The following is a 26,472-nucleotide window of genomic DNA, read 5'->3' on the forward strand; positions in this document are numbered from 1 at the left end:
GTTTGTGATGCGCTCGGACGTTTTGGCGTCCGGGCGCTATACTTGACCGAATGAATAGACGAGTTCCGGCCGAATGGCGCGGTGCGGGCTCGAATCACATCGAGCCTTGGAGGTATGTGTGTTTGGTATTGGAGAAGGTGAGCTGGCAATCATCGTGGTCTTCGGCTTTTTGCTGTTTGGCCCGGATAAGCTCCCGCAGATGGGCCGTACGATCGGCCGTGCCATCCGTCAGTTCCGCGAGACGCAGGAAAAGATGACGGCGGTTGTCCAGTCCGAGATCATCGATCCGGTAAGCGAGGCCGCTTCGGCTCCGGTCAAGCCCAAGAAGGCTGCCGTCGATGACGATTCCGATGCGGACGAGGATGCCGCCGAGACGGTAGCGCCCGCCAAGAAGGAGACCTTTGCCGAGCGTCGTGCCCGCCTTGCTGCCGAGAAGGCCGCGAGCGAGGCTGCCGCCGAGGGCGAGGGTGCTGCTGAGGAGTCCGAGGCCGAGGGTGCCGAGGCCGAGCCTGCCGCTGCCGCCGAGCCTGCCGTCGAGCCCGAGCCTGCTGCAGGGCCCGAGCCCGAGCCGGCAGAGCCCACGACGGCTGACCTCTACGCCCGTCGTCCCCGCAAGCGCAAGGCCGTCGTCGACCAGCTCGCTCGCGAGCTCGAGGCCGAGGACGCTGCCGAGACTGCTGCCGCCGACGCCCCGAAGGGAGGCGATGAGTAATGCCTATCGGACCTGCTCGTATGCCGCTCTTCGATCACTTGGGAGAGCTCCGTCGCCGCCTGACCATCGTGGTCGTGTCGGTGTTTGCCGCCGCCATCGTGCTGTACTTTGCCACGCCCGTGGTGCTCGATATCCTGGAAGACCCCATCCGCTCGTTTGTGCCGGACGGTAAGTTCTACATCACCACCACACTCGGCGGCTTTGGCCTGCGCTTCTCGCTGGCCATCAAGATGGCCGTGGTCATGTGCACGCCCATGATCATCTGGCAGATCCTGGCATTTTTCCTGCCGGCGCTGCGCCCCAACGAGCGCAAGTGGGTCGTGCCCACGGTGCTCGCCTCGACGGTGCTGTTCTTCCTGGGTGCCATCTTCTGCTATTTCATCATCATCCCGGCGGGCTTTGAGTGGCTCATCGGCGAGACCTCGGCCGTCGCTACGGCGCTGCCCGACCTGGAGAACTACGTCAACATGGAGCTGCTCTTTATGATCGGCTTTGGTGTGGCGTTTGAGCTGCCGCTCATCATCTTCTATCTGTCCGTCTTTCACATCGTGTCCTATGCGGCCTTCCGCAGCGCCTGGCGCTACGTGTACGTAGGCCTGCTTGTGGGCTCGGCTGTGATTACGCCCGACGGCTCGCCCGTTACGCTGGGTCTCATGTATGGCGCCCTGCTCTCGCTCTACGAGATTTCGCTCGCCATCGCTCGCGTGGTCATTACCGCGCGCGAGGGCAAGGAGGGCCTGTTCGTGAGCCGTCTGGACCTGTTCTCGGACGACGAGGACGACGAGGAGTAAATCGGTATGCACGAGGTTGGCATTGTCAACGGCATACTCGATACAGTGATTCGCGCGGCGCGTGGGGCGGGGGCCTCGCGCGCCGTTTTGGTAACGCTGCGTATCGGGGATATGACCGAGGTCGTGCGCGAGGCGCTTGACTTTGCGTGGGAGACGTTTCGCGACGAGGACCCGCTCACGCGCGGCTGCGAGCTTGCCGTGGAGGAAGTCCATCCACAAAGCGAGTGTCTGGACTGCGGTGAGGTCTTTGAGCACGACCGTTTCCATTGCCGTTGTCCCCAATGTGGCGGTGCCAACGTGCGTCTGCTGCATGGCCGCGAACTCGACATCGCAAGTATCGAGATCGAGACCCCCGACGATTAGCACGCTCGCCATCTAGCGATGGGGTATAAAAAGGCCAAAGTAAGGAGCGCTAAGTATGGCCGAGAAAACGATTGATATCGCGTCGCCGATTCTGTCGCGCAACGAGCGCCTGGCAGATCAGCTGCGTCAGCGGTTTGAGCAGACGAACACCTACGTGATCAATGTGCTGTCGAGCCCTGGCTCGGGTAAGACCACCACGATTCTGGGCACCAACGAGCGCCTGCGTGACAAAGCCAGCCTGCGCTGTGCCGTTATCGAGGGCGATATCGCCTCGGACGTCGACGCCATCACCATGAAGGAAGCCGGCATGCCCGCCATCCAGATCAACACGGGCGGCCTGTGCCACCTCGAGGGCAACATGATCATGGAGGCCGTCGACGCCTTCGACCAGGCCGTCGGTCTGGAGAACATCGACGTCATCTTTATCGAAAATGTGGGTAACCTGGTCTGCCCGGTCGACTTTGACCTGGGCGAGAACCTGTCCATCATGATCCTCTCGGTGCCCGAGGGCGACGACAAGCCCATCAAGTACCCGGGCATCTTCCAGCACGCCGGCGCGCAGCTGCTCAATAAGGTCGACGTGGCCCCGGCTTTCGATTTTGACATGGATAGGTATACTAAGACACTCGATGACCTCAATCCGCAGGCGCCGCGGTTTGCCGTGAGCGCGCGCAAGGGCGAGGGCATGGATGCCTGGTGCGATTGGCTCATCGGGCAGATCGAGCAAGCAAGGGCGTAAATCGGCCGCCATACGGGCGGGCGTAGCCGCAGAGACACGAGATAGGAGCCTCTTTTGAAGCTCATCATCGCAGAGAAAAACGACGCCGCGCGTCAGATTGCCGAGCGTCTGTCCACGGGCAAACCCAAAAAGGACAAGGTGTACAACACCGCCATCTACCGTTTTGAGTGGAAGGGCGAGGAGTGCGTGACCATCGGCCTGGCCGGTCACATCCTTGCGCCCGATTTTTGCGACAGCGTGCTGTTCGATAAAAAGCTGGGCTGGTATTCGGTTACCGAGGACGGCGAGATGCTGCCGGCCGATATGCCCGATGGCCTGGCTCGCCCGCCGTACGATACCAAGCGCAAGCCGTTCCTTGCCGATGGTATCTCCATCAAGGGCTGGAAGCTCGAGAGCCTGCCTTACCTCACCTGGGCGCCCGTCATTAAGCTGCCGGCCGAAAAGGAGCTCATCCGCTCGCTCAAGAACCTTGCCAAGAAGTCCGACAGCGTCATTATCGCCACGGACTTCGACCGCGAGGGCGAACTGATCGGTTCGGACGCCCTCAACAAGGTGCGCGAGGTTGCGCCCGACTTGCCGGTCGCCCGCGCCCAGTATTCTTCGTTTACCAAGGCCGAGATTACGCAGGCCTTCGATAATCTTGTCTCGCTCGACCAGAATCTGGCCGACGCCGGCGAGAGCCGCCAGCACATCGACCTCATTTGGGGCGCGGTGCTCACGCGCTACCTGACGCTCGCCAAGTTTGGCGGCTTTGGCAACGTGCGCTCCGCCGGCCGCGTGCAGACTCCGACGCTCGCCCTGGTGGTCGAGCGCGAACGCGAACGCATGGCGTTTGTGCCCGAGGACTATTGGCAGATTCGCGGCATGGGTGCCGCTCAGGGTGCTGCCGAGGATGACCGCTTTAAGATTGCGCACAAGACGACACGTTTTACCGACAAAGATGCTGCCGAGACGGCGTACGGCCACGTCGACGGCGTCAAGACGGCGACCGTTGCCGCGGTGACCAAGCGCTCGCGTAAGCAGCAACCGCCCACGCCGTTTGCGACGACCTCGCTGCAGGCTGCCGCCGCGGCCGAGGGCATCTCGCCTGCGCGTACGATGCGAATCGCCGAGTCCCTCTACATGGCCGGTCTCATCAGCTACCCACGTGTCGACAATACCGTGTACCCTGCGACGCTCGATCTGGGCGCCGTGGTGAGCGATCTGGCAAAGATCAACCCGGCGCTGGCGCCCGTGTGCAAAAAGGTGCTCGCCGGTCCCATGAAGCCCACGCGCGGCAAGGTCGAGACCACCGACCACCCGCCTATCTATCCCACGGGCGAGGGCGATCCGTCCACGCTCGATGGCGGCCAGCGCAAGCTCTATGACCTCATCGCTCGTCGCTTCCTGGCGACGCTTATGGGTCCTGCGACCATCGAGAACACCAAGCTCGAGCTCGACGTCAACGGCGAGCCGTTTGTAGCCTCGGGCGACGTGCTCGTGACCCCGGGTTTCCGCGAGGCCTATCCGTACGGCCTTAAGCGCGATGAGCAGATGCCACCGCTGGAGCAGGGCGACACGGTCGACGTGTTCGACATTAAGCTCGAGGCCAAGCAGACCGAGCCGCCCGCGCGCTACAGCCAGGGCAAGCTCGTGCAGGAGATGGAAAAGCGCGGCCTGGGCACCAAGTCCACGCGTGCGAGCATCATCGAGCGCCTGTATGCCGTGCGCTATCTCAAAAACGACCCCGTTGAGCCGAGCCAGCTGGGCATCGCCATCATCGACGCGCTGACGCAATTTGCCCCGCGCATCACGAGCCCCGATATGACCAGCGAGCTCGACGGCGATATGACCCGCGTCGAGCGCGGCGAGGACACCGAAGAGCATGTCGTGACGCACTCGCGCGCGCTGCTGGCCGGCGTGCTCGACGAGCTGCTCAAGCACACGCAGGAGCTAGGCGACGCCATCAGCGACGCCGTCACGGCCGATGCACGCGTGGGCGCTTGCCCCAAGTGCGGCAAGGACCTGGTTATGAAGACGAGCGCCAAGACCCGCGGCAGCTTTATCGGCTGCATGGGCTGGCCCGACTGCGATGTGACCTATCCGGTGCCGAGCGGCGTCAAGGTGAGCCCGCTCGAGGGCGAGGCCGCCGTGTGCCCCGAATGCGGTGCGCCGCGCATTAAGTGTCAGCCGTTCCGCCAGAAGGCTTTCGAGATCTGCGTGAACCCCACGTGCCCCACCAACTACGAGCCTGACCTTAAGGTGGGCGAGTGCAAGGTGTGCGCCGAGGCCGGACGCCATGGCGACCTGATTGCGCACAAGAGCGAGAAGAGCGGCAAGCGCTTTATCCGCTGCACCAACTACGATGACTGCGGCGTGAGCTATCCTCTGCCGGCGCGCGGTAAGCTCGAGGCGACGGGTGAGACCTGCCCCGAGTGCGGCGCCCCCATCGTGGTGGTCAACACGGCGCGCGGTCCGTGGCGCATCTGCGTGAACATGGACTGCCCGACCAAGGAGAAGAAGCCCGCCCGCGGCCGCAAGACCACGACTAAGGCGAGCACGGCCAAGAAGACGACGGCTAAGAAAGCCACTGCCGCCAAGAAGACGACCGCGAAGAAGTCGACTGCCAAGAAAGCGGCCACCGACAAGTAACAGCGCAGCCGAAACATTGACCAAAACAAAAATGAGCGAGGACCCCGCGATCCTCGCTCATTTTCTAGGCAGTCATTGGGGACGTTCTTTAATGACTAGTCGTTTGAGAACGTCGCATGCGACTAGTTCACTTCGACGGGTTTGGCGCCGGGATAGCGCTCCTCAAAGTCTAGGCGGTACTTATTGTCATTGGTGCCCGCCACGTTGTCGCGCGACAGCGGCGCCACGATCTCATTCTTGTGGTCCGCAGGATTGGCGTATTTCAGGCTGATCTCCCAGGCATCGCAGATCGCGTCAATGCGGTGATCTAGGTCGTCGTACAGGGCAACGATGTCCTTCCAAGAGCTGTAGTTCTTGGAGCTCGTCGGGACGTCCAGGTCCTCGACGATATCGTAGTACTGCTCGATGGTGTCTTCCGTGCGCTCGGCGACGTCGGCGAGATTTTGACGGGTGGTGCGATCTTCTTCCAGATAGCTGCCGTTGAAGTTCTGTGCGCAGCCACGGACGTAGTTGTCGAGGTCTTCGAGCAGGTCGTAGTATTCGCTCAGTCGGCGGTAGAGGTTCTGCTCGGAGAGCGTTGCTTCGCTGCCATCCTCGTCGTCATCGTCATCATCGTCGTACAGGCTGTTGGGATCGCCGAGAGGCTTTAGGTCATCGTCGTCGACGTCATGGTGCAGCTTAGCTACCTCGGCAGTCGTCTGCGTGGCGGCGTTGTCGAACGGTCTGATCGCAAAGAAGATGACCAGGGCGATGATGATCGTCACCAGCACAACGATAACGGCGATAAGCGGCCCGGTGCCGCTCTTTTTGGGAGCGGGGGTCTGTGGCGAAGCGGGCGCGTATGCGGGAGCCTGCTGCTGTTGGGGCGAGCCGCTCGCGACGGGTATGCGCTGCGTGGTCTCGACGGTCGCGGGGCCTGCGGCGGGGTCGGGGCGATAGGCGAGGGGGTCGTCCGCCTTGGCTTGCGGCGTATCGAGGGAACCGGTCTGCTCAAAAGCGGGCTGGCTATCGCTCGCGGTTGTTTGCTCAACGGGTGCACCGCACGAGGTGCAGAACTTGGCATCATCTGCAAGAAGTTTGCCGCACGAGGCGCAATACCGAGACATTGCCACTCCTTTCGCCACATTTCAATGCAATACGACGATTATACCCAGCACCCCAAAAAGCCGGCAGTTGGGGACATTCCTTTTCGGCCGGCAGTTTAGGAACGTCCCTAACTGCTGCCTGAGTAGCCATTGGCTAGGTGGGGTTTGGGACGCGCCGAGCACTGGGGTATCATGGCTTGGTTGCTATAACTCGCATTTACGCGCCTTGTAGGAAGGGGCTGCGCCCATGGCTTTTGAGCCCGCTCAACATAGCTTTATCACGCTCGAGGGCGCCGATGGCGCCGGCAAGTCCACGCAGGCGCGCCTGCTTGCCCGCGCGCTCGAACTCGCTGGCCACCAGGTTGTGAGCCTGCGCGAGCCGGGCGGTACCGCCATCAGCGAAAAGATCCGTGCTCTGCTGCTCGACCCCGCCAATACAGCGATGGGCGACACCTGCGAGTTGTTGCTCTACGAGGCGGCACGCGCTCAGTTGGTGCACGAGGTCATCGCGCCCGCCCTTGCTGCCGGCAGGGTGGTCCTGTGCGACCGCTTCTACGATTCCACAACCTGCTATCAGGCATTTGCCGACGGCCTTGATCGCCAGATGGTGCGAGATGCCAACAACCTGGCCGTCGCGGGTACGCACCCGGCGCTCACACTCGTCTACCACATCACGCCCGAGCAGGCGGCGCTGCGCATGGCGGCCCGTGGTGCGGCAGATCGCATGGAGGCAAAGGGCATGGCATTCCAAGAGCGTGTCTACCAGGGCTTTTGCGCAATTGCCGCCGAGGAGCCAAACCGCGTAAAGCTCATCGACGCCACCGCGACCATCGAGGAAGTCTTCGAGAAGACGGTCGAGCAGGTTCGCGCGTATGGTCTCGACATTCCGCAGGAAGCCGTTGCCGCCGCGCTTGCCCAGGAGGCCGAGTAGCATGGCCCCCGCGCAGACAAGCTTGCTCGCCAAGCTCGATACCCAAGAGCGCGTGCGCGACTTTTTGACCAACGCCGTCGCCAGCGGTCGCGCATCGCACGCCTATCTGTTCTTGGGAGCGCCCGGCGCGGGCAAGCTCGACGCCGCGTGGGCGCTCGCCCAAGCCTTCCTGTGCGAGCAGGATGGCTGCGGCTCATGCGATAGCTGCGTGCGCGTCGCCCGCCATACGCACCCCGACGTGCACTATTACACGCCCGAGAGCGCCACGGGTTACCTCATTGCCCAGACCCGCGAGCTGCTCGATGACGTGCCACTGGCGCCCATCCGTGCCAAGGCCAAGGTCTACATCATCGACCGTGCCGAGCAACTGCGTGCCAACACCGCCAACGCACTGCTCAAAACGCTCGAGGAGCCGCCCGAGGGCGTTATGTTTATCTTGCTGGGCACCTCGGCCGACGTGATGCTGCCCACTATCGTGAGTCGTTGCCAGTGTGTGCCGTTTCGGCTGGTATCGCCCGCCGTCGCCGCGCAGGCCGTGAGCCGCGCCACCGGTCAGGACCCTGCGCGTTGCCGCATGGCGGTCGCCGTGGCGGGAAGCCCCACACGCGGCATCGAGTTTCTTAAGAGCGCCGAGCGCCAGGACGCCCGCCGTCAGATGGTCCGTGCCATCGACTCACTCATTGCCGCCGACGAGGCCGATGTGCTCAGTCGCGCCAAGTCGCTCATCGTCGCCGTCAAGGCGCCGCTTGCCGAGGTCAAGTCCACGCAGGAAAAGGTACTCGAGCAAAACGCCGACTACCTGTCGCGTGGAGCATTGAAGCAGCTTGAGGACCGCAACAAGCGCGAACTCAACGCGCGCGAGCGTTCGGGTATCATGGAAGCGCTGGCGAGCGCGCGGACGCTCATGCGCGACGTGCTGCTGACACTTCAGGACGAGGCAGCCGACGTGGTGAACGAGGATGTGCGCGACACGATCGGTCGGCTTGCCGCCGCGACCAATGTTGCGGGTGCCACCCAGGCGCTCGAGGCGGTCGCGACCGCCGAGCGCAACATCGCCAGAAACGTTACTCCCCAGCTGGCCATCGAGGTCATGCTGTTCGATATCAGGAAGGCACTGAAATGCCGTTAGTCGTACCCGTTAAGTTTACCTACGCCTCGCGCGACCTGTGGTTTGACCCGCAGGACCTGGATATCCTCGAGGCCGATTATGCCATTTGCTCCACCGAGCGCGGAACCGAGATCGGCCTGGTCACGGCCGATCCCTTCGAGGTGCCGCAAGACGAGATCGGTCAGCCGCTCAAGCCCGTGCTGCGCGTGGCGAGCGACATCGACCTGCAGCTTGCCGACGACCTGGCTATCCAGGGTGACGAGGCCATGGTCGACTTCCGCCGCCTGGTCAAGGAGCTCGACCTCGAGATGAAGCCGGTTGGCGTCGAGTACCTGTTTGGCGGCGAGAAGGCCGTGTTCTACTTTGCTGCCGAGGAACGCGTCGATTTCCGTCAGCTCGTCAAGGACCTGTCCTCGACGCTGCACATTCGCGTCGACATGCGCCAGATCGGCGTGCGTGACGAGACCCGCCTGGTGGGCGGCTACGCCCAATGCGGACAGGAGCTCTGCTGCACGCGCTTTGGCGGACAGTTTGAGCCCGTCTCGATCCGCATGGCAAAAGAGCAGGACCTGCCGCTCAACTCGTCCAAAATCAGCGGCGTGTGCGGCCGCCTGATGTGCTGCTTGCGCTATGAGTTCGAGGCGTACAAGGACTTTAAGAGCCGTGCGCCCAAAAAGAAGACGCTCATCGATACGCCGCTTGGCAAGGCGCGTATTCAGGAATATGACACGCCGCGTGAGCAGCTGGTGCTGCGCCTGGAGAACGGCAAAGTCTTTAAGGTCAACCTGGCCGATATGACGTGCTCGGAGGGCTGCAAAAAGAAGGCCGCCGAGCAGGGCTGCAACTGCCGCCCCGACTGCGTGACGCGCGACGTGCTCGAGCGCATCGAGTCGCCCGAGATGTGCCTGGCGCTCATGGAGCTCGATCGCGAGAACGGCGTCGACGTGGGCGATGGTCTGTCGAGCGCCGACCGTCTTGCCGGCACGTCGATGCCCAAGCGCCGTCGTCGCGATGCCGATTCCGATACCCGCGCTGCTCAGAGCCAGGTCGAGGGCCGTGGCCGTGGAAAGGGCCGCGGCAAGGCCGAGGCACCCGAGGCCGAGGAGGCCGCCGGTGGCCGTCGTCGTCGCAAGCGCGCGGGCTCGGGCGATTCTACCGAGGCTGCAGCCGCGGGCAAGAACGCCTCTCGCGAGCGCGAGGTTCAGCAGCCCCAGCAGCAGAATCGCGGCGGTGGCATGAACCCCACGCGTCGTCGCCGCCGTCATCTGTCGAGTGGGGAGCGCGAGGACGCCTTCCGCGCCGCAGCTGCTCGCGAAGCCGGTGCCGCCCCCAAGGGTGGTTCGGGTTCCGATACGCCTGCCGACAAGGGTGGCAAGCAGCGCAACGATGACGAGCGCGCCCCGCGTCCGCGTCGCCGCCATTCCTCGGGCACGCAGCAAAAGCCCTCGGTGCCCTCCGTGGCCGATCAGGTCTCGGATGGCGAGGTCAAGGTCACACGTCGTCGCCCTGGAGATGGCGGAGGGGCGGCTGCCAAGGCCGCGCGCGGCGCCGCTCGCGACGAACGCGAGTCGCGCGAAGATCGTGGTGGCGAGGGTTCGGCCGACCAGGGCCAGAAGCGCCGTCGCCGTCGTCGTTCCCGCAAGCCGCGTCAAGATGGTGGCGAGGGCTCGACCCCGTCTTCGTCTGCACCACAACCGCCTACCGGCGAATAACGCCCGCGAGCGGATTTAACCTGCCTGACCCCAAACGCGTCGGGGTACCATAGCGCTGAATCAACAACCCTCCCTGCGACCGAGCGTAGGGAGGGTTGTGTCGTGAAGAGACATTTGAATGTGTTGGGATGCCTGCAAGGTGTCGGCATCCTGCCGTTTGCGGACGAATTGCTACCGTTTGCCGAGCTGGCGGCGCACGAGGCGCTTGAGGCGTTGTCGCCTACGCGATGCGCCGGCTGCGAGCGCTCCGGCGCGCTTATTTGCCAAGACTGCCTGGCGGCGCTTGCGCTTATCGACCCACGTTATAGCTGCACTCGATGCGGTGCCCCGTTTGGAGACTTGCTGTGCACCGAGTGCTCGGTCGAGGGCTCGTCCTCGGCGATGGCCGAAGCACTCGACCGATGCCTGGCATGTGCCGTTTACACGCATCCGCTGCCACGGATCATTAAAGCGTACAAAGACGCGGGCGAGCGACGCCTGGCGCCGTATCTGGCAGAGCTGCTATACGACACCGCCTTACATGCCCAGGTCGCGGCGCCCGAACGCTACGGCGGCGTGTTGTCCGGCGCCGATGCAGTGGTGTTTGTGCCCGCGACGGCGGCGGCGTTTCGGCGACGCGGCTTCGATCATATGGAAGCCATCGCGCGCCCATTTTGCGAGCTGTCGGGTGTTCCGTTGCTCGATGCCCTCGTTAAGTACGGCCATGGCGACCAGCGTGAACTCGGCCGTGAAGAACGCCGTGAACGCGCCCGAGGCATGTACGAGACCGTTGAGGACGTGCGGGGCCGCCGCCTGCTGCTTATCGACGACGTTATCACCACGGGTGCGACGATGGCGGCAGCTTCGGCGGAACTCAAGCGCGCCGGTGCCGCGGCCGTTGATGGCCTCGCTCTCGCACGCGTTTGGTAGGGGTGATTCATGTGGCGGTAACAATCAGGCAGTGCAACAAACCGACAAAAGAGCAGCTAGCGGCTTCCGTGATCCTGACGGGTGCCTCGGCGTTGCGTATGATTCGAGCCGAGCGCCGGCAGATGGGCTACATCGGCTGGAAGGACCTTGAGCCCGATGAGGAGCGCCGCGTGCTGTGTACGTCATCGCCTTCGAGCGAGGATATCTATCTTCCCGACTTGGTGCGAATTGGAGCTAAAGGCGGCGAGGTGCAAGAGGATCTGTGCTTGCTGGTGGGATCTGCGGCGCAGCGCCGCCGCATGCCTGGCGTAGGCTGGTCCGTGTGTTCCGGGTTGCCCGCCGGCTCGATTCTAGAGGTGGAACCGGGGGTGTACAGCCTATCTCCCGAGGCCCTTTGTGTTGCCGTTGCGCGCGAGGTCGGCTGCATCCAGGCGTTTGCCCTGGCCCAGGAGCTGTGCTCTAAGATTTCACTGAGCGACCGCGGGAAGTATCTGCCTCCCTACACCTCGCCTGTTACGAATAAACTTGCAAAGGACAAGGACCAGCCAGCAGACGTGGGCTACTTTGAAGTCGAACCGGTGCTGACGCCCGATCGCCTGGCAGATTACCTTACGACATGCAAGGGAAGCACGGCCAAACAATTGCAGCGTCTGTGTCCCTACTTGTCAGAAAACCTGCTCTCGCCCATGGAGTGCATCATGCTCGCTCTGTTTTCGCTTCCGTTTTCCTATGGCGGGTTTGCCTGCGGACCTTTTAAGACCGACTACAAGATCGAGTTCGATGACCGTGCGCAGGCAATCTCGGGGATGCCTCATGCAGTTTGCGATGCGTATCAAGAAGCGGCCCGGTTTGACCTGGAATACAACGGTGAGCTGGGCCATTCCTCTCGGAGGGGACGTATCCATGATGAAAAGCGCAACACGGGCTTGATTACTATGGGAATCGAGGTCGCGACGGTCAATAGCGAAATGCTCTGTGACATGGAAGCGATGGAAGCGCTCGCATGGCGCATGCACCAGCGTATGCGAAAGCGGTACCGGAATCGTGTCGATGCCCGCAGGAAGAAGCAAGAGGCGTTGCTTAACACGCTGCGGGCGTGTTTTGGGCTTAAGCCGGTCTAATTCACGTCGAAAAGAGGGGGTTAATCATATGCCCTGGCCAAAATATGGCAAATATGAGTACTGTCACTAAATCAGTAACAGCAAAATCAAAGAATTTAGGACTCGGAGGCGGCATAAAGTAAGAAGATAATAAACAAATGTAGAATAACTAAGCATCAGATTGGCGACACTGAGCGCAAAATCTGTCCGAGAGGTCAAAATTGCCTGTTACTAAATTGGTGACAGTACTCATATTTGCCATTTTTTGGCCAGGGCACCCCAAGAAGGGTGCCCCGGAGCTCCCCATAGGGGAGCTCCGGGCTTCACAGGGGCACGAATAGCCCACTCCGACCTGCGAAATCTGTACTCGCGATGCGAATGACGCCCCTAACCTTAAACTTTAGCTTGAACTTAGCTATAATGCGCTACGTTCCTACCAGGCTGTGGTTGCGGACGGACGAAATGCCCGTCCTAGTCCAAGACAGACGCGGTCAAAGGGATCCACGTAAGCGACCGCGTGCGCGCGGCGCGATCATGGCGCGTCCTAGATGTAAGCCGCACCGTCCGTTCTACTTTCTTTGGGGCAATACCGCCTCGCGGGCGAGCGGGTCAGTCGTGAAGGTGGCTGCGGCCTCCCGAGCAAACACCCCGGTGCGCAAGTGTGGGGTCAAATACCAGGTCAGCTGGTGGGAACAATCTGATATTCCGCGCAACGCACGGATTGTATACGACACAGAAGGCAGGGTAGTGGACATGGTGAGGGGCAGCTTGATGCACGCGGCTCGGTTAGGTGCTGGGACCGCAGCGGTCATTGCCGTTTTGGGCCTGAGCGGATGCGCGTTCAACCCGCTGTCTACGTTCACGACTCCCACGATCGACCAGATCGAGTACGAGACCGTCACGCCGGCGGTGTCGGACGATGCCCTGGTCACTCCCGGAACCCTGACGGTCGCCCTCGATACTTCCGATGCGCCGCAGGCCATGCAAGGCGCCGACGGCGAGCTCACGGGATATGCGGTTGACGCCGCCCGCGCCCTCGCAAGCCGCATGGGCCTTAAGGTCGCCTTTGTCGATGCGTCCTCGGCAGGTTCCGCGCTCGGCGACAAAAAGGCTGATATCTTTATCGGCGAGATCAACTCCACAGACGGGGACGTTAGCTCGCTCGGCACCTGCCTGTACGATGCCGCTTCTGTGTTCGGTAAAACCAGCGATGGTGGGTCGCTAAGCGTTTCCACCGATACCCTTAACACGTCTACCCTTGGTGTCCAGATGTCCTCGGCCTCGCAGGAGGCGCTTGCTAAGCAGAGCATTACCGCCAACCAAAAGACCTACTCCAACATCAACGAGTGCTTTGAGGCACTCGAGTCCGGCGAGGTCGACTATGTAATCTGCGACTCCACGGCCGGCGGCTACCTTGCACGCCTGATGAGCGAGGTCTCCTATGCCGGTTCGCTCGAGGCGCCCTCGACGCTTGGTGTTGCGGGCCTCTCGTCCAATGACGAACTGTGCCGTGCCGTGAGCGATGCCCTCGACGGTATTACAGCCGACGGCACGCTCGAGGCGGTCCACTCTGTCTGGTATGGCAGGATGCCCTACGACCTCACCACTAAGACGGTTTCGGGCGCTAACGTGCAGCCGGGCGACTCTGAGTCCAGTGAGACCGCATCCTCCGGCAGCGAGTCCTCCGATTCCAACAATGAGACCGCATCCTCCGAGGATAAATCGTCCAGCCAGGAGGGCACTATCACCGACGACGACATTAACAAGCTCAATAGCTAGTTATTGCTAGGGGTGGCGTCTCCTATGCGCTAGGAGGGACGCCTCTTCACGGTTTCAACACGCATCGCCGGGCTCTCCCAACAGGGGAGCCCGGCTTTTTCGTTTCCATAAAACCAGCAGGTCAAAGACATTTTTTAGGTGCAAAACCAAAGTCGCCGTCGCTCTTCCATAGCGCACTTTGCCACAGAAAAGTGCGAGACTTCGGTATGCGGTATCAAGCAGTCGTTATTCGGGTCTTTAGGAATCCGCGTGATTAAATGCACGGCAATGGGTACATAGCCAGTACAGTAAGTCCCCGAGGCAGATTGGAGCCACGTATGGATATCAAGGTTTCTGGACGCAAGACGACGGTAACCGATGCTCTGCGTGCGCATGTGGATGAGAAGATCGGCGAGGCGCTCAAGGTTTTCGATATCGAGCCCATGACGGTCGACGTTGTACTTCGTTATGAGAAGAACCCCTCGAACCCCAACCCGGCAATCGTCGAGGTTACGGTTCGTGCCCGCGGTTCGGTAATTCGCGTTGCCGAGCACGGTGCAGATATGTACGCCGCCATCGACCTCTCTGCCGATAAGGTCACCCGCCAGCTGCGTAAGTTCAAGACCAAGGTCGTGGACAACCGCCAGGGCGGTGCCAGCGCCGCGGATGTCGCGCCGGTCGAGCGCGTCGAGGATCTGGCCGACCTGCTGCTGCCCGAGGAGGAGGACGACCTGCTCGTCCGCGAGAAGGTTATCGACGTCACCCCGATGACTGAGGAGCAGGCGCTGGTGCAGACCGATTTGCTGGGCCACGACTTCTACGTGTTCGAGAACGCGACGACCGGTCTCATCAATGTGGTGTATCACCGTAAGAATGGTGGATATGGCATCATCAAGCCCCGCATCGAAACACTTGACGAGTAAAATACGTTAACTTGCATGAGTTAACGGTTGGCGGCCATCCCATGCGGGTGGCCGCCTTTTTACGTAAGGAGTCGCTTTGATGGACAAGGCCGCATCCGCCGGTCATTCGGACCGTTGCCGCATCGTCGTCGATACCTGCTGCGACTTTAGCCCCGAGGTCGCCGCGAACCTCGATGTCGATATCCTGGGTTTCCCCTTCATTATCGATGGCGAGGAGCGTACGGACGACATCTGGTCGAGCATGAGCCCTAAGGAGTTCTACGACCGCATGCGCGCCGGTGCCCGCGTGTCCACCTCGGCTGTGTCGCTCGGTCGCTATATCGAGTTCTTTACCGAGTGCGCCAAAGAGGGCACGCCCACGGTCTACCTGTGCTTTACCTCGGCGCTGTCGTCGAGCTACAACTCCGCGTGCCAGGCGGCAGATGCCGTGCGCGCCGAGTATCCCAACTTTGAGATCTACGTGGTCGACAACGCTCTGCCCTGCGCGACCGGCGCGCTCTTGGCGCTCGAGGCCGTGCGCCAGCGTTCGGCGGGACTGACCGCCAAGCAGCTGGTCGACTGGGTAAACGAGGCTAAGACCTATGTCCACGGTTACTTTACGCTCGAGAGCTTCGACGCACTGGCTGCTGGCGGCCGCATTCCGCCCGCGGCGGCGCAGCTCACGGCAAAACTCGACGTCAAGCCCGAGCTTTCCTACGACCTTGCCGGCTCGCTGTCGCTGATCGGCGTCAACCGCGGCCGCAAGAAGGCGCTCAAGTCCATTCTCAAGTCGTTCCGCGAGAACTATGTGCCCGATCGCACCATGCCCATCGCCATTATGACGGCCGACGCCGAAAAGGACGGCGACTGGCTCGAAGCCGCCATCCGCAAGGAGGAGGGTTGCGCCGACGTCACGATCATTCGCAGCTCCGTGGGTCCCACCATTGGCTCGCACGTGGGCCCCGGCATGGTGGCCTGCGCGTTTTGGGGTAAGAACCGCGCCGACAAGGCGTCGCTATCCGACCGCATCGCCCGCCGCGTGCGCGGTCAGTAGGCAAGTAACGCGGCCGTAATCGATCCCAACTCACAGCCCAAACGCTGGCACCGAGTATTCAACCTGGTAATAACACCCAACCCAAAAGGAAAGGCTTCATGGCAAACAAGCTCTCTGTCGCATTTATCGGCACCGGAATCATGGGTGCCCCCATCGCCGGCCACATTCTGGACGCCGGCTATCCCGTCACGGTCAACAACCGCACTAAGTCCAAGGCGGCGGCGCTTATCGAGCGCGGTGCCGTCTGGGCCGATACGCCGGCAGATGCCGCGGCGAACGCCGATGTCGTCTTTACCATGGTGGGCTATCCCTCCGAGGTCGAGGAGCTCTACCTGGCGGGCGACGGCCTGCTCGCGTGCACCAAGCCGGGCGCGGTGCTGATCGACCTCACCACGAGCTCCCCCGAGCTGGCGCGCGACATTGCCGAGGCCGCCCAGGTTTCCGGCCACATGGCGTTTGACTGCCCCGTCACCGGCGGCGAGTCTGGTGCTATCGCCGGCACGCTCACGGCTATCGTGGGCGCCACCGAGAACGATATCGCCCCAGTCCGCGACATCCTTGCCACCTTCGCGGCCAACATCTGCTGCTTCGACGGCGCTGGCAAGGGCCAGGCTGCCAAGCTCGCCAACCAGGTGTCGCTGGGCGCCTGCATGGTCGGCATGGCCGATGCGCTGGCGTTTGCCGAGCTGAGCGGCCTTGATCTGGAGAAGACCCGTCAGATGATCCTGGGCGGCACCGGCAAGTCCGGCGCCATGGAGAGCCTGGCGCCCAAGGCGCTCGATGGCGACTACAAGCCCGGCTTTATGGTCGAGCACTTCATTAAGGACCTGCGTCTGGCGCTCGCCTACGCCGATGACCGCGAGCTCGCGCTGCCCGGCGCCGACGTGGCCTTTACGCTCTACGACATGCTCGACGCTATCGGTGGCGCCAAGCTGGGCACCCAGGCCATCACGGTCCTCTATAAGGAGGAGGCCGATGCCATCGCCGCCGGTCTGGACTGGTCGCAGTATCGTCCCGAGGAGCATGGCGCTCACGAGGAAGGTTGCGGTTGCGGCGAGCACGGCGAGGACCATGAGTGCGGTTGTGGCCATCACCATGGCGAGGACCACGAGTGCTGCGGTGGCCACGGCCATGACGACGGCCACGAGTGCTGCTGCGGCCACCATCACGGGGAGTAGCGCCTATGAGCTGGACGTTCGTGGTGCTTGCGCTGGTGCTCTTTCTCTTTGCGATTTACATCGGCTTTTTGTGCGGCCAGTGGGCCTGCGAAAAGCGCGTGATCACCAAGCGCGACTACTGGATTGCCAACTTTGCGGGTGCGGCGGCAGTCGTCCTGCTGACCTGGGTGTTCTCGCTGTTCCCGCTGGTGCAGTTTGCGCCGATCGGCTGGCTCGGCGGCTTTATCGCAGGCCTTAAGATGAGCTTTGGCGAGTCCGTCGGTCCGTGGCGCAAGCACGACGAGGTCTTTAACGTCAACAAGGCTCATCGCGCCGCCGCCGACGCGGGCGACGCCGAGGAGCGCCGCCGCGCACGTCGCAATGGCGCGGCCGACCGACAGCTCATCTCGGTCACCGATGACAGCAAGGGTGCTGGCAAGCACGCTAAGAAATAGTAAGAAGAGGTAACTATGGCAGAAAACAAAGACGAACAGCTCACCGACGAGGAGCTGGCACAGCTCCAGCTGGCAGAGGAGAACGAGAACGCCGTCGATCGCCTGGTCCAGGAGCTCGGCTGCCCCACGCGCCGCATCCGCCAGTTTGCCGCCCGCGTGCTGCACCTGCTTGCCGAGCGCGATCCGCAGCGCGTCGTGCCCTGCGTGCCCGCGTTGATCGAGGCGCTCGACCGCCCCGAGGCGCAGACCCGCTGGGAGGCCCTCGATGCCCTGACGGCGCTCGCCACCACCTGCCCCGAGCAGCTGGGCGATGCCTTTGAGGGCGCCGAGACCGCACTGTTCGACGAGATCTCCTCCACGCTGCGCTATGCCGCCTTCCGCCTGCTGTGCGTGTGGGGTGCCACGAGTGTCGAACGTTCGCGCGAGGCTTGGCCCATCCTGGACGAGGCCATCCAGTGCTACCACGGCGACCTTGAGTATCGCGACATGCTCGGTTGCCTGTACGAGTTTTGCCAGGGCGAGATCGACGCCGAGGTTGCCGAGAAGCTTGCGCTGCGCCTTAAGTTCGATGCCGAGAACGGTAAGGGCAGCTATCTCAAGGCCCGTTCGAGCGAGATTTGCGAAATGCTTGTTAAACGTTTTGGCCTGGATCTCTCCAAAAAGAAGAAGCGTGCTAGCGTTAAAAAATCTGACGACGCCGAAGACGAGGAGTAACAGATTATGGCGCACGATGTAGTCCTGATTCCCGGTGACGGTATCGGTCCCGAGATTACGCAGGCCATGCGCCGCGTGGTCGAGGCCACCGGTGTCCAGATCAACTGGAACGTCCAGGAGGCCGGCGCCGGCGTCATGGACGAGTTTGACACGCCGCTGCCCCAGCACGTGCTCGATGCGGTCGCCCAGACCAAGGTTGCCATCAAGGGTCCCATCACCACGCCGGTCGGCACGGGTTTCCGCAGCGTTAACGTCGCCCTGCGCAAGCACTTCGACCTGTACGCCTGCGTGCGCCCCTGCCTGTCGCAGCCGGGCGACGGCTCGCGCTTCCGCGACGTCGACCTGGTCATCGTGCGCGAGAACACCGAGGACCTCTACGCCGGCATCGAGTTCGATGAGGGCGCTGCCGAGGTCGAGGAGCTCTCGCAGCTTGTCGAGCGCTCGGGCCAGAAGACCTTCGCCTCCGATTCCGCCATCTCGATCAAGCCGATCTCTATCGCCAAGAGCCGTCGCATTGTGGAGTATGCCTTTGAGTATGCCCGCCGCTGCGGCCGCAAAAAGGTGACGGCCGTGCACAAGGCCAACATCATGAAGGCGACCGACGGCCTGTTCCTGCGCGTGGCGCGCGAGGTGGCAGCCAACTATCCCGATATCGAGTTCAACGACAAGATCGTCGACGCCACCTGCATGGGCCTGGTCCAGAACCCCAACGACTTCGATGTCCTGGTGCTGCCCAACCTGTACGGCGACATCGTGAGCGACCTGTGTGCCGGCCTGGTGGGCGGCTTAGGAATGGCCCCCGGCTCCAACATCGGTGCCGACTGCGCAATCTTTGAGGCTACGCACGGCTCCGCGCCCGATATCGCCGGTCAGGATATCGCCAACCCCACGGCCGAGATCCTCTCTGCTGCGATGATGCTCGACCACCTGGGCGAGAACGATGCTGCCAATCGCATTCGTGCCGCCGTATCTGCCACGCTCGACGAGGGCGAGCAGGTTACCGGTGACGTGCGTCGTGCCCAGACCGGCTCCGTTGAGGGCGCTGTGGGCACGCAGGCCTTTGCCGATGCCGTTATCGCGCACCTGGCCTAAGGTATGCACGCTGCAAACGCCTAAATAGTACTTAAGTGTTTGCGTATAACCTAAGAATCAATACGCCCGGCGCCTCGTCGGGCGTATTCTATTGAGGACTATGTTTCCTAACAAGGAGTAACTGATATGGGTCTGATTCAAAAGAAGGACGAGAAGGACGAGATCGACGGCATCCAGATCATCGAGCGCGGCGAAGGCCCCGACGGTGATGAGGACGAGAAGATCGACCTGGTCGCCGGCACGTCTGCCGAGCACATTGCCGCCGGCACGACGGCCGAGGAAGAGGACGCCCGTCTGGAGGCTCAGATCGCCGCAGATGCCGCTGACGAGAATCTGATGCCCGAGGCCACCGATGAGGACGACGATATCCTGGGTTCCGACGAAGACGACCATGCATCCAAGCACAAGAAGACGATGATCGCCGCCTTTGTGGTTGCAGTCGTGATTGCTGCGGTGGTCGGCTTCTTTATTGGCAATGGCGGCTTTGGCGGCAAGGGTGTCGGCTCGGCGACCCTCACCGAGGATCAGCTCGATTCGACCGTGGCAAGCTATAGCTACAACGGCAAGAAGAGCGACATCACTGCGCGCGAGGCCATCGAGAGCCAGTACAGCCTCGATACCGTCAAGGATAGTGATGGCAACTACACCGCTCCTTCTGCCGACGTCATCCTGTCCTACGTGCGCAACAAGATCCTGCTCGATGCTGCCGAGGACGAGGGCATTACCGTCTCTTCCAAGGAGATGAAGCAGTACGCCGAGGATTCCATCGGCACTTCTGACTACAAGACCATGGCCACGCAGTATGGCGTGTCCAAGGACCAGGCCAAGCAGATCGTCCGCCAGTCCGCGACGCTGCAGAAGCTCTACAAGAAGAAGGTGGGCGATAGCTCCGCAAGCATGCCGACCGCCCCGACCGAGCCTTCTGACGGCAACGAGGAGACCGCGAGCAAGGACTACGCCGACTACATCATCAACCTTGCCGGTGACGAGTGGGATAGCTCTAAGGGCACCTGGAAGGACGAGAACGGCACTTATGCTAAGGCCTTTGCCGACGATGCCTTTACGGCCGATAGCGCTACCTATAAGCAGGCCATGACCGCCTATTACACCGCCTACCAGCAGTATTCCTCGCAGGCTTCGAGCGCCAGCTCCAAGTGGACCGAGTATGCTAACGGCCTCTACGCCAAGGCCAACATCAGCATCTACGGCCTGTTTGCGTAAGGTTTGCCTGCACTACTGCGCGCTAGCCGATCTGCCTGATTTAGCCCGCTAGAACGGACAACGTTCTAGCGGGCTTTTTGCTGCCGAAACCACTGGGGTAGGCCTCGCGCCCGCGCAAGCGCTCCATCGCGCTTCCCTAATTCATCTGGGAAAACAACTGCAAACGATTGCAAGTAACCGGTGAGCGGTCGAAAACTACCGTTCACCGATAATCTCAAAACTGGTTCTAACTGGTATTAAGTCAAAAAGACCAATTCACATATCTTCACAATGACCTGCAATTTTTCTACACGCTATTTTTAGCCGCCCTGCGTTGTTTAGGGACAGGAAAAGTTCCGATCTTTTGCCAAAGCGTTTCGAAACGGTTTCAAAACCGCAGGTAGAAGTGTTAACGACCGGTAAACGGTCGAAATATCACCGTGAGCGGTGCAAAAACGTTTTACTGTTTGAATCAGCGAAAGCGACCTCTTCTAGGGTGATATAGTGACAACAACACGTCACGTGGTTACTACCAGTTTAGAAACCACTGGTCTTCAAAGAACGCTTTCTAAGAAGCTTTAAGGGCGAGTGCCCGCTGGCTTCCGAAAATCATCGGACTCAGATCGTACACACCTTCGGAAGGGAAATTTGAATGGTTGGCTTTATTCTTACCGGTCATGGACAGTTCGCACCCGGCCTTGCAAGCGCTATCGCTATGGTTGCCGGCGACCAGCCTGCTTTTACCGTCGTTCCTTTTGAGGGCGACCAGGCCGCATCCTACGGTGAGGATCTCCGCGCCGCTATTACCGCCATGCGCGAGGAGTGCGATGGCGTGCTCGTCTTTACCGACCTGCTTGGCGGCACCCCGTTCAACCAGTCGATGATGATTGCCCAGGATGTCGACAACGTCGAGGTTCTGACTGGCACCAACCTTCCCATGGTTATTGAGCTTCTGTTCCTCCGCGGCAATGCCACGCTCGCCGAGCTTGGCGAGCAGGCCGTGACCGTTGGCCAGACGGGCGTCACCGCCCAGACGGTCGCATCCGTTGCCGGCTCCGAGGAAGAGGATATCTTCGGCGACGAGGACGGCATCTAATGGCCGATTTCGGAGCCAACGTCCTGAGCTCCTCGGTCGCCCTTTTAGGCCTGCTTGTCATCATGGGCTTGATTTACACCATCTGGTCGCAAATCAACATGAAGAAGAAGCAGAAGTACTTCAAGGAGCTGCACACCGAGCTCAAGCCGGGTCAAGAGGTTCTTTTCGCCGGCGGTATCTACGGAACCGTCAAAGGCATCGAAGGCGAGAAGGTCCAGATCAAAGTCCGATCCGGAGCCGTCGTAGATGTTTCGCGTTACGCGATTCAGGAGATCAAGTAACTGTCGTCAGCAAATAACGAAAGGAAGCTGATCAACATGGCAGAACCCAACATTCTTCTTACCCGCATCGATAACCGACTGGTTCATGGTCAGGTTGCCACCCAGTGGAACTCCACCCTGGGCTCCAACCTCATCCTCGTCGCCAACGACGACGTGGCGTCCAACACCATGCGCCAGAACCTCATGAAGATGGCCGCTCCCGCCGGCGTCGCTACGCGTTTCTTCTCTCTGCAGAAGACCATCGACGTCATTGGCAAGGCGAGCCCGCGCCAGAAGATCTTCATCGTGGCCGAAACACCGGAAGACGTGCTTACGCTCGTCAAGGGCGGTGTGCCTATAAAGAAGGTAAACATCGGCAACATGCACATGTCGGAAGGAAAGCGCCAAGTCGCCACCTCCGTCGCAGTTAACGACGAGGATGTCGCTGCGTTTAAAGAGCTGCAGGAATTGGGGGTGGAGTTGGAGATCAGGCGCGTTCCGAGCACGCCTGTTGAGGACACGAGCAAGCTCTTCTCGTAATCCTCATGATCCACGTTGTCAGGAATGAAACCCTGACATTCTGTACGTAAAATCCAAAGTGCGTACATTCATTTTGAAAGGAGGAGCAAGATGGAATACTCGATCATCCAGATCGCTCTGGTCTTCGTCGTCACGTTCATCGCGGCAATCGACCAGTTTGACTTCCTCGAGTCTCTCTATCAGCCCATCGTCACCGGCGCCGTCATCGGTCTTATCCTTGGCGACCTCAACACCGGTCTTCTCGTGGGTGGTACCTATCAGCTTATGACGATTGGCAACATGCCGATCGGAGGCGCTCAGCCGCCTAACGCCGTCATCGGCGGCATCATGGCAGCCATTCTCGCTATCGCCACGGGCCTCGAGCCCAACGCGGCAGTCGGCCTTGCCATTCCGTTCGCTCTGCTTGGTCAGCTCGGCGTTACCCTGGTCTTCACGCTTATGTCCCCGCTTATGTCCACGGCCGATAACATGGCTCATAACGCGGACACCAAGGGCATCGAGCGCCTGAACTACTTCGCCATGGCTCTGCTCGGCCTGATCTTCGCTGTCGTCGTCACCCTGTTCTTCATCGCTGGCGCTACCATTGGTCAGACCATCGCTTCCGCCATCCCGACTTGGCTGCAGACCGGTCTGTCCGCTGCAGGCGGCATGATGCGCTTCGTCGGCTTCGCCGTCCTGCTCAAGGTTATGATGAACCGCGATATGTGGGGCTTCTTCCTCATGGGCTTTGGCCTCGCGCTCATCACCGTTGCCAACGATTCGCTGGCAACCCCTGCTCTGCTCATCCTCGCTCTCATCGGCTTCGGCATCGCTTTCTGGGACTTCCAGCAGCAGACCGAGCTGAAGGGTGCAGCTGTTTCTGACGGAGGTGACTTCGAAGATGGCATCTAATGAGTATGTGATCCCGGAGCACTACGAGGATCTCACTCCTGCTCCGCAGCTCGACCAGAAGACCCTCAACAAGATGGCTTGGCGCTCCTGCTTCCTGCAGGCCTCGTTCAACTACGAGCGTATGCAGGCCGCTGGCTGGCTCTACTCCATCATCCCCGGTCTGGAGAAGATCCACACCAACAAGAACGACCTCGCGGCTTCCATGAGCCACAACCTGGAGTTCTTCAACACTCACCCGTTCCTCGTCACCTTTGTTATGGGCATCGTGCTTTCGCTCGAGCAGAACAAGGTTGACATCCCCACGATCCGCGCCGTCCGCGTCGCCGCAATGGGCCCGCTCGGTGGTATCGGTGACGCCCTGTTCTGGCTGACGCTCGTGCCTATCACGGCCGGCATCACCTCCAACATGGCCATCAACGGCAACGCCGCTGCGCCGATCATCTTCCTGGTGATCTTCAACGCCGTCCAGTTCGCTCTGCGCTTCTGGCTCATGAACTGGTCCTACAAGCTTGGCACCAGCGCTATTGACGCTCTGACCGCCAACATGCAGGCCTTCACGCGTGCCGCTTCCATCATGGGCGTCTTCGTCGTCGGTTGCCTGGTCGTCACCATGGGTGGCACCCAGATCAACCTCCAGATCCCCAACGGCACCACCCGTGGCCTTGCCCCTACTACCGTGATCGTCTCCGAGAAGGAGGCCGAGAACTTCACCGGTATGGAGGGCATCGATACCGAGACCGCTGAGGCCGGTACCATCGCCATGACCGATGAGGACGGCAACGCCCTCACCGCCGTCGATGCCGACGGCAACGAGGTCAAGTGCGGCGTCGCCGATCTGGGCAACGGCATGGAGTCCGTGACCTACGCTACCGTCACCGAGGATCCGGTCAACTTCTCTGTTGCCGACACCCTCAACACCATCGTCCCGAAGCTCGTCCCGCTTATGCTTACGCTGCTGCTTTACTACATGTTCGCTAAGCACAGCTGGACCCCGACCAAGGGCATTCTGCTGCTCTTCGTCCTCGGCATCCTGGGCGCTGGCCCGCTTGGTCTCTGGCCGAGCATCTGGTAAGGCTCTAGCTTGAGGGGTGTGTCCCTACGCGGCTCACACCCCGACCCCTTAAGCCATGTGTATGTTAAAAGCCGCGTGCTCGAAAGAGCGCGCGGCTTTTGTTTTCTTGTTGATTCGGGTGTGGCAGACAGATAATGCTAAACACCCAAGGTAGTAGCCGAGTTTGAGAAAATGGGAGGATAGGATGGCGATCGGAGCGCGTAAGCAACCGCTGTACGATCAGCTGGTCGATATTCTGACCGAAAAGATCGACCATGAATATCGCGCCGGTGACATGATTCCTTCCGAGCGCGAACTATCGGAGCGCTATGGTCTCTCGCGCACTACGGTACGCCTGGCTCTGCAGGAACTGGAGCGTTTAGGATTGGTGGTTCGGCAGCACGGTCGCGGTACCTTTGTGACCGACCGTTCGGCAAAGGCAACCAATCTTATGCAGTCCTACAGCTTTACCGAGCAGATGCGCGCGATGGGTCGCGACCCCGAGACCACGATTCTCGAGTTTTGCGAGATAGAGGCCGATAAGAATCTGGCCGAGCATCTGGGATTGCGCATCGGCGATCGCATTTTTAAGCTCAAGCGCCTTCGTTCTGCCGACAACATGCCCATGATGGTCGAACGCAGCTATCTACCGGTTCGTCAATTTCTGTCCCTAAAGCGACCGCTACTGGAGCGTAAGCCGCTTTACGATGTGATTGAGCAAGACTTTCAGCAAAAGATACGCGTGGCCGAAGAGGAGTTCTATGCGAGCATAGCCCGTCCCACCGACGCCCACCTTTTGGGAATTGTCGAGGGCTCGCCTGTGCTCGATTTGGTCAGGACTACGTATAACGAGTCAAACGAGGTTGTGGAGTATACACTCTCGGTTGCTCGTGCCGATCAGTTTAAATACAAGGTTTACCACCAGCGTAGCGACTAGTGTTCGCATCGTTTCCATATGATGATTCTTTGCATTTAACTGGTTACTACCAGATAACCAACTGAAGTGTATAATTGCACGTCAGAGGATTACTTCTAGAGAGAGGTATTAGAAATGTTCGAGAAGAGTGTCGAGGAGCTCACCGAGCTCGGCGCCCAGATCACCACGGCCGAGATTGCTCAGCAGCCTGAGCTTTGGCGTGATACGCTCAACATCTATCGCGAGAACAAGGAGGCCATCGAGGCCTTCCTGGCCGAGGCTCGCGCTATGGGCGAGGGCCGTCTGTCCGTTGTCTTCACCGGTGCCGGTACGTCCGACTACGTTGGCGATACCTGCGCCCCGTACTTGCGTCACGCTGGCAACACTGATCTCTACGACTTTAAGCCCATCGCCACGACCGACATCGTGAGCGCCCCGCGTGACTTCCTGCGCGCCGAGGATCCCACACTCGTGGTTTCCTTTGCCCGCTCTGGCAACAGCCCCGAGAGCCTTGCTGCCGTTGCCGTTGCCAAGGAGCTCGTCCACAACGTCAAGTTCCTCAACATCACCTGCGCTCCCGAGGGCAAGCTCGCCGTCGAGTCTGCCGATGATCCCAACGCGCTGACGCTGCTCATTCCGCGCGCCAACGACAAGGGCTTCGCCATGACCGGTTCTTATTCCTGCATGACCCTGCTCTCCACCCTTATTTTCGACACTGCCTCTGACGAGCAGAAGGCCGAGTGGGTCGAGACGATTGCCAAGATGGGCGAGGAGGTCATCTCCCGTGAGCCCGAGATCGCCGATTACCTGGCTGGCGACTTCAACCGTGTGACCTACTTGGGTTCTGGCTCCTTCGGTGGCCTTGCCCAGGAGAGCCAGCTCAAGATCCTTGAGCTCGCTCACGGTCTGGTCGCTACTTCCTACGACACCTCCATGGGCTATCGTCACGGACCTAAGTCCTTCGTCGACGATAAGACGCTCGTCTTCGTGTTCGTCAACAACGACGCCTACACCCGTCAGTACGACATCGACATCCTCAATGAGATCGGTGGCGACAAGATCGCTCAGCACACCGTTGCCGTTCAGCAGGATGGCGCTACCGTCTACGAGGGCGAGTCCTTCACCTTTAAGGGCTACGAGGCGCTTCCCGAGGGCTACCTTGCTCTGCCGTTCGTGATGTTTGCTCAGGCTATCAGCCTGCTCAACTCCGTGCGCGTGGGCAACACGCCCGACACGCCGAGCCCCACCGGTACGGTCAACCGCGTGGTTAAGGGCGTGACGATTCACCCCTTCACCGCTTAATCG

General features: G+C 60.9%; 26 protein-coding genes. 25 read left to right on the forward strand and 1 reads right to left on the reverse strand.

Annotated elements, in window-relative coordinates; genetic code table 11:
* The first annotated feature begins 118 nt into the window (after positions 1–118).
* From AAAX31_RS02425 to AAAX31_RS02445, 5 genes are read left to right on the forward strand one after another with little or no spacing between them, the layout of a single operon-like run.
* A complete protein-coding gene (locus tag AAAX31_RS02425) occupies positions 119–712 on the forward strand; it encodes a twin-arginine translocase TatA/TatE family subunit (RefSeq protein ID WP_349076072.1) in 594 nt (197 codons plus the stop codon).
* Complete coding sequence (tatC, locus tag AAAX31_RS02430; RefSeq protein WP_055285525.1) at positions 712–1,503, forward strand: twin-arginine translocase subunit TatC; 792 nt, start codon at positions 712–714, stop codon at positions 1,501–1,503. The genes AAAX31_RS02425 and tatC overlap by 1 nt, the downstream gene beginning before the upstream one ends.
* Before the next feature lie 6 nt (positions 1,504–1,509).
* A complete protein-coding gene (gene hypA, locus AAAX31_RS02435; protein ID WP_117565013.1) occupies positions 1,510–1,866 on the forward strand; it encodes a hydrogenase maturation nickel metallochaperone HypA in 357 nt (118 codons plus the stop codon).
* A 55-nt stretch (positions 1,867–1,921) separates the two neighbouring features.
* On the forward strand, positions 1,922–2,605 hold the full coding sequence (hypB, locus tag AAAX31_RS02440; protein ID WP_117736066.1) for a hydrogenase nickel incorporation protein HypB: 684 nt from the start codon (positions 1,922–1,924) through the stop codon (positions 2,603–2,605).
* A gap of 54 nt (positions 2,606–2,659) precedes the next feature.
* Positions 2,660–5,236: a DNA topoisomerase I gene (locus AAAX31_RS02445; RefSeq protein WP_349076073.1), complete on the forward strand. Its 2,577-nt coding sequence runs from the start codon at positions 2,660–2,662 to the stop codon at positions 5,234–5,236.
* A gap of 122 nt (positions 5,237–5,358) precedes the next feature.
* Here the strand turns inward: AAAX31_RS02445 and AAAX31_RS02450 are convergent, their stop codons facing one another.
* The gene (locus AAAX31_RS02450) at positions 5,359–6,342 is read right to left on the reverse strand and encodes a zinc-ribbon domain-containing protein (RefSeq protein ID WP_349076074.1); all 984 of its coding nucleotides are present in this window, start codon (positions 6,340–6,342) and stop codon (positions 5,359–5,361) included.
* A gap of 226 nt (positions 6,343–6,568) precedes the next feature.
* Between AAAX31_RS02450 and tmk the strand changes: the two genes are divergently transcribed.
* The 20 genes from tmk to AAAX31_RS02550 all read left to right on the forward strand — a co-directional run bounded on the left by tmk (position 6,569) and on the right by AAAX31_RS02550 (position 26,469).
* The gene (gene tmk / locus AAAX31_RS02455) at positions 6,569–7,252 is read left to right on the forward strand and encodes a dTMP kinase (protein WP_349076075.1); all 684 of its coding nucleotides are present in this window, start codon (positions 6,569–6,571) and stop codon (positions 7,250–7,252) included.
* A 1-nt stretch (position 7,253) separates the two neighbouring features.
* Complete coding sequence (locus AAAX31_RS02460; RefSeq protein ID WP_349076076.1) at positions 7,254–8,381, forward strand: DNA polymerase III subunit; 1,128 nt, start codon at positions 7,254–7,256, stop codon at positions 8,379–8,381.
* Positions 8,372–10,072 (forward strand): regulatory iron-sulfur-containing complex subunit RicT, encoded by a 1,701-nt coding sequence (gene ricT / locus AAAX31_RS02465; RefSeq protein WP_349076077.1) that lies wholly within the window; start codon positions 8,372–8,374, stop codon positions 10,070–10,072. The genes AAAX31_RS02460 and ricT overlap by 10 nt, the downstream gene beginning before the upstream one ends.
* Before the next feature lie 102 nt (positions 10,073–10,174).
* A complete protein-coding gene (locus AAAX31_RS02470) occupies positions 10,175–10,981 on the forward strand; it encodes a phosphoribosyltransferase family protein (RefSeq protein WP_349076078.1) in 807 nt (268 codons plus the stop codon).
* 11 nt (positions 10,982–10,992) lie between these two features.
* Positions 10,993–12,102 (forward strand): hypothetical protein, encoded by a 1,110-nt coding sequence (locus AAAX31_RS02475; RefSeq protein ID WP_349076080.1) that lies wholly within the window; start codon positions 10,993–10,995, stop codon positions 12,100–12,102.
* Positions 12,103–12,834: 732 nt separating this feature from the next.
* Positions 12,835–13,860 (forward strand): transporter substrate-binding domain-containing protein, encoded by a 1,026-nt coding sequence (locus AAAX31_RS02480; protein WP_349076106.1) that lies wholly within the window; start codon positions 12,835–12,837, stop codon positions 13,858–13,860.
* 317 nt (positions 13,861–14,177) lie between these two features.
* Positions 14,178–14,762, forward strand: a complete 585-nt coding sequence (raiA, locus tag AAAX31_RS02485) for a ribosome-associated translation inhibitor RaiA (RefSeq protein WP_035137685.1) — start codon at positions 14,178–14,180, stop codon at positions 14,760–14,762.
* 79 nt (positions 14,763–14,841) lie between these two features.
* A complete protein-coding gene (locus tag AAAX31_RS02490) occupies positions 14,842–15,795 on the forward strand; it encodes a DegV family protein (RefSeq protein ID WP_349076082.1) in 954 nt (317 codons plus the stop codon).
* A gap of 98 nt (positions 15,796–15,893) precedes the next feature.
* Positions 15,894–16,973, forward strand: a complete 1,080-nt coding sequence (locus AAAX31_RS02495) for an NAD(P)-binding domain-containing protein (RefSeq protein ID WP_349076083.1) — start codon at positions 15,894–15,896, stop codon at positions 16,971–16,973.
* Positions 16,974–16,978: 5 nt separating this feature from the next.
* Entirely contained in the window at positions 16,979–17,407 is a 429-nt protein-coding gene (locus tag AAAX31_RS02500) for a hypothetical protein (RefSeq protein WP_055310425.1), read from the forward strand.
* Positions 17,408–17,422: 15 nt separating this feature from the next.
* Positions 17,423–18,121, forward strand: coding sequence for a hypothetical protein (locus tag AAAX31_RS02505; RefSeq protein ID WP_117564743.1), 699 nt, complete (start codon positions 17,423–17,425; stop codon positions 18,119–18,121).
* Between the two features lie 6 nt (positions 18,122–18,127).
* A complete protein-coding gene (locus tag AAAX31_RS02510; protein WP_349076084.1) occupies positions 18,128–19,213 on the forward strand; it encodes an isocitrate/isopropylmalate family dehydrogenase in 1,086 nt (361 codons plus the stop codon).
* A gap of 126 nt (positions 19,214–19,339) precedes the next feature.
* Positions 19,340–20,434: a hypothetical protein gene (locus AAAX31_RS02515; RefSeq protein WP_349076085.1), complete on the forward strand. Its 1,095-nt coding sequence runs from the start codon at positions 19,340–19,342 to the stop codon at positions 20,432–20,434.
* A gap of 631 nt (positions 20,435–21,065) precedes the next feature.
* Positions 21,066–21,509 (forward strand): PTS sugar transporter subunit IIA, encoded by a 444-nt coding sequence (locus tag AAAX31_RS02520; RefSeq protein ID WP_035137680.1) that lies wholly within the window; start codon positions 21,066–21,068, stop codon positions 21,507–21,509.
* Positions 21,509–21,790 carry a preprotein translocase subunit YajC gene (gene yajC / locus AAAX31_RS02525; protein ID WP_022094612.1) on the forward strand — a complete coding sequence of 94 codons (282 nt, stop codon included), beginning with the start codon at positions 21,509–21,511 and terminating at the stop codon, positions 21,788–21,790. The genes AAAX31_RS02520 and yajC overlap by 1 nt, the downstream gene beginning before the upstream one ends.
* A 36-nt stretch (positions 21,791–21,826) precedes the next feature.
* Positions 21,827–22,309, forward strand: coding sequence for a PTS N-acetylgalactosamine transporter subunit IIB (gene agaV, locus AAAX31_RS02530; RefSeq protein WP_022094611.1), 483 nt, complete (start codon positions 21,827–21,829; stop codon positions 22,307–22,309).
* Between the two features lie 90 nt (positions 22,310–22,399).
* Positions 22,400–23,200 (forward strand): PTS sugar transporter subunit IIC, encoded by an 801-nt coding sequence (locus tag AAAX31_RS02535; protein WP_022094610.1) that lies wholly within the window; start codon positions 22,400–22,402, stop codon positions 23,198–23,200.
* Entirely contained in the window at positions 23,190–24,272 is a 1,083-nt protein-coding gene (locus AAAX31_RS02540; protein WP_349076087.1) for a PTS system mannose/fructose/sorbose family transporter subunit IID, read from the forward strand. Before AAAX31_RS02535 ends, AAAX31_RS02540 begins: the two co-directional genes overlap by 11 nt.
* A gap of 184 nt (positions 24,273–24,456) precedes the next feature.
* Entirely contained in the window at positions 24,457–25,188 is a 732-nt protein-coding gene (locus AAAX31_RS02545) for a GntR family transcriptional regulator (RefSeq protein WP_349076088.1), read from the forward strand.
* Positions 25,189–25,302: 114 nt separating this feature from the next.
* On the forward strand, positions 25,303–26,469 hold the full coding sequence (locus tag AAAX31_RS02550) for an SIS domain-containing protein (RefSeq protein WP_250787258.1): 1,167 nt from the start codon (positions 25,303–25,305) through the stop codon (positions 26,467–26,469).
* The last annotated feature ends 3 nt before the right edge of the window (positions 26,470–26,472 follow it).

Source organism: Collinsella sp. CLA-ER-H5 (assembly GCF_040092375.1).
Classification (GTDB): Bacteria; Actinomycetota; Coriobacteriia; order Coriobacteriales; family Coriobacteriaceae; genus Collinsella.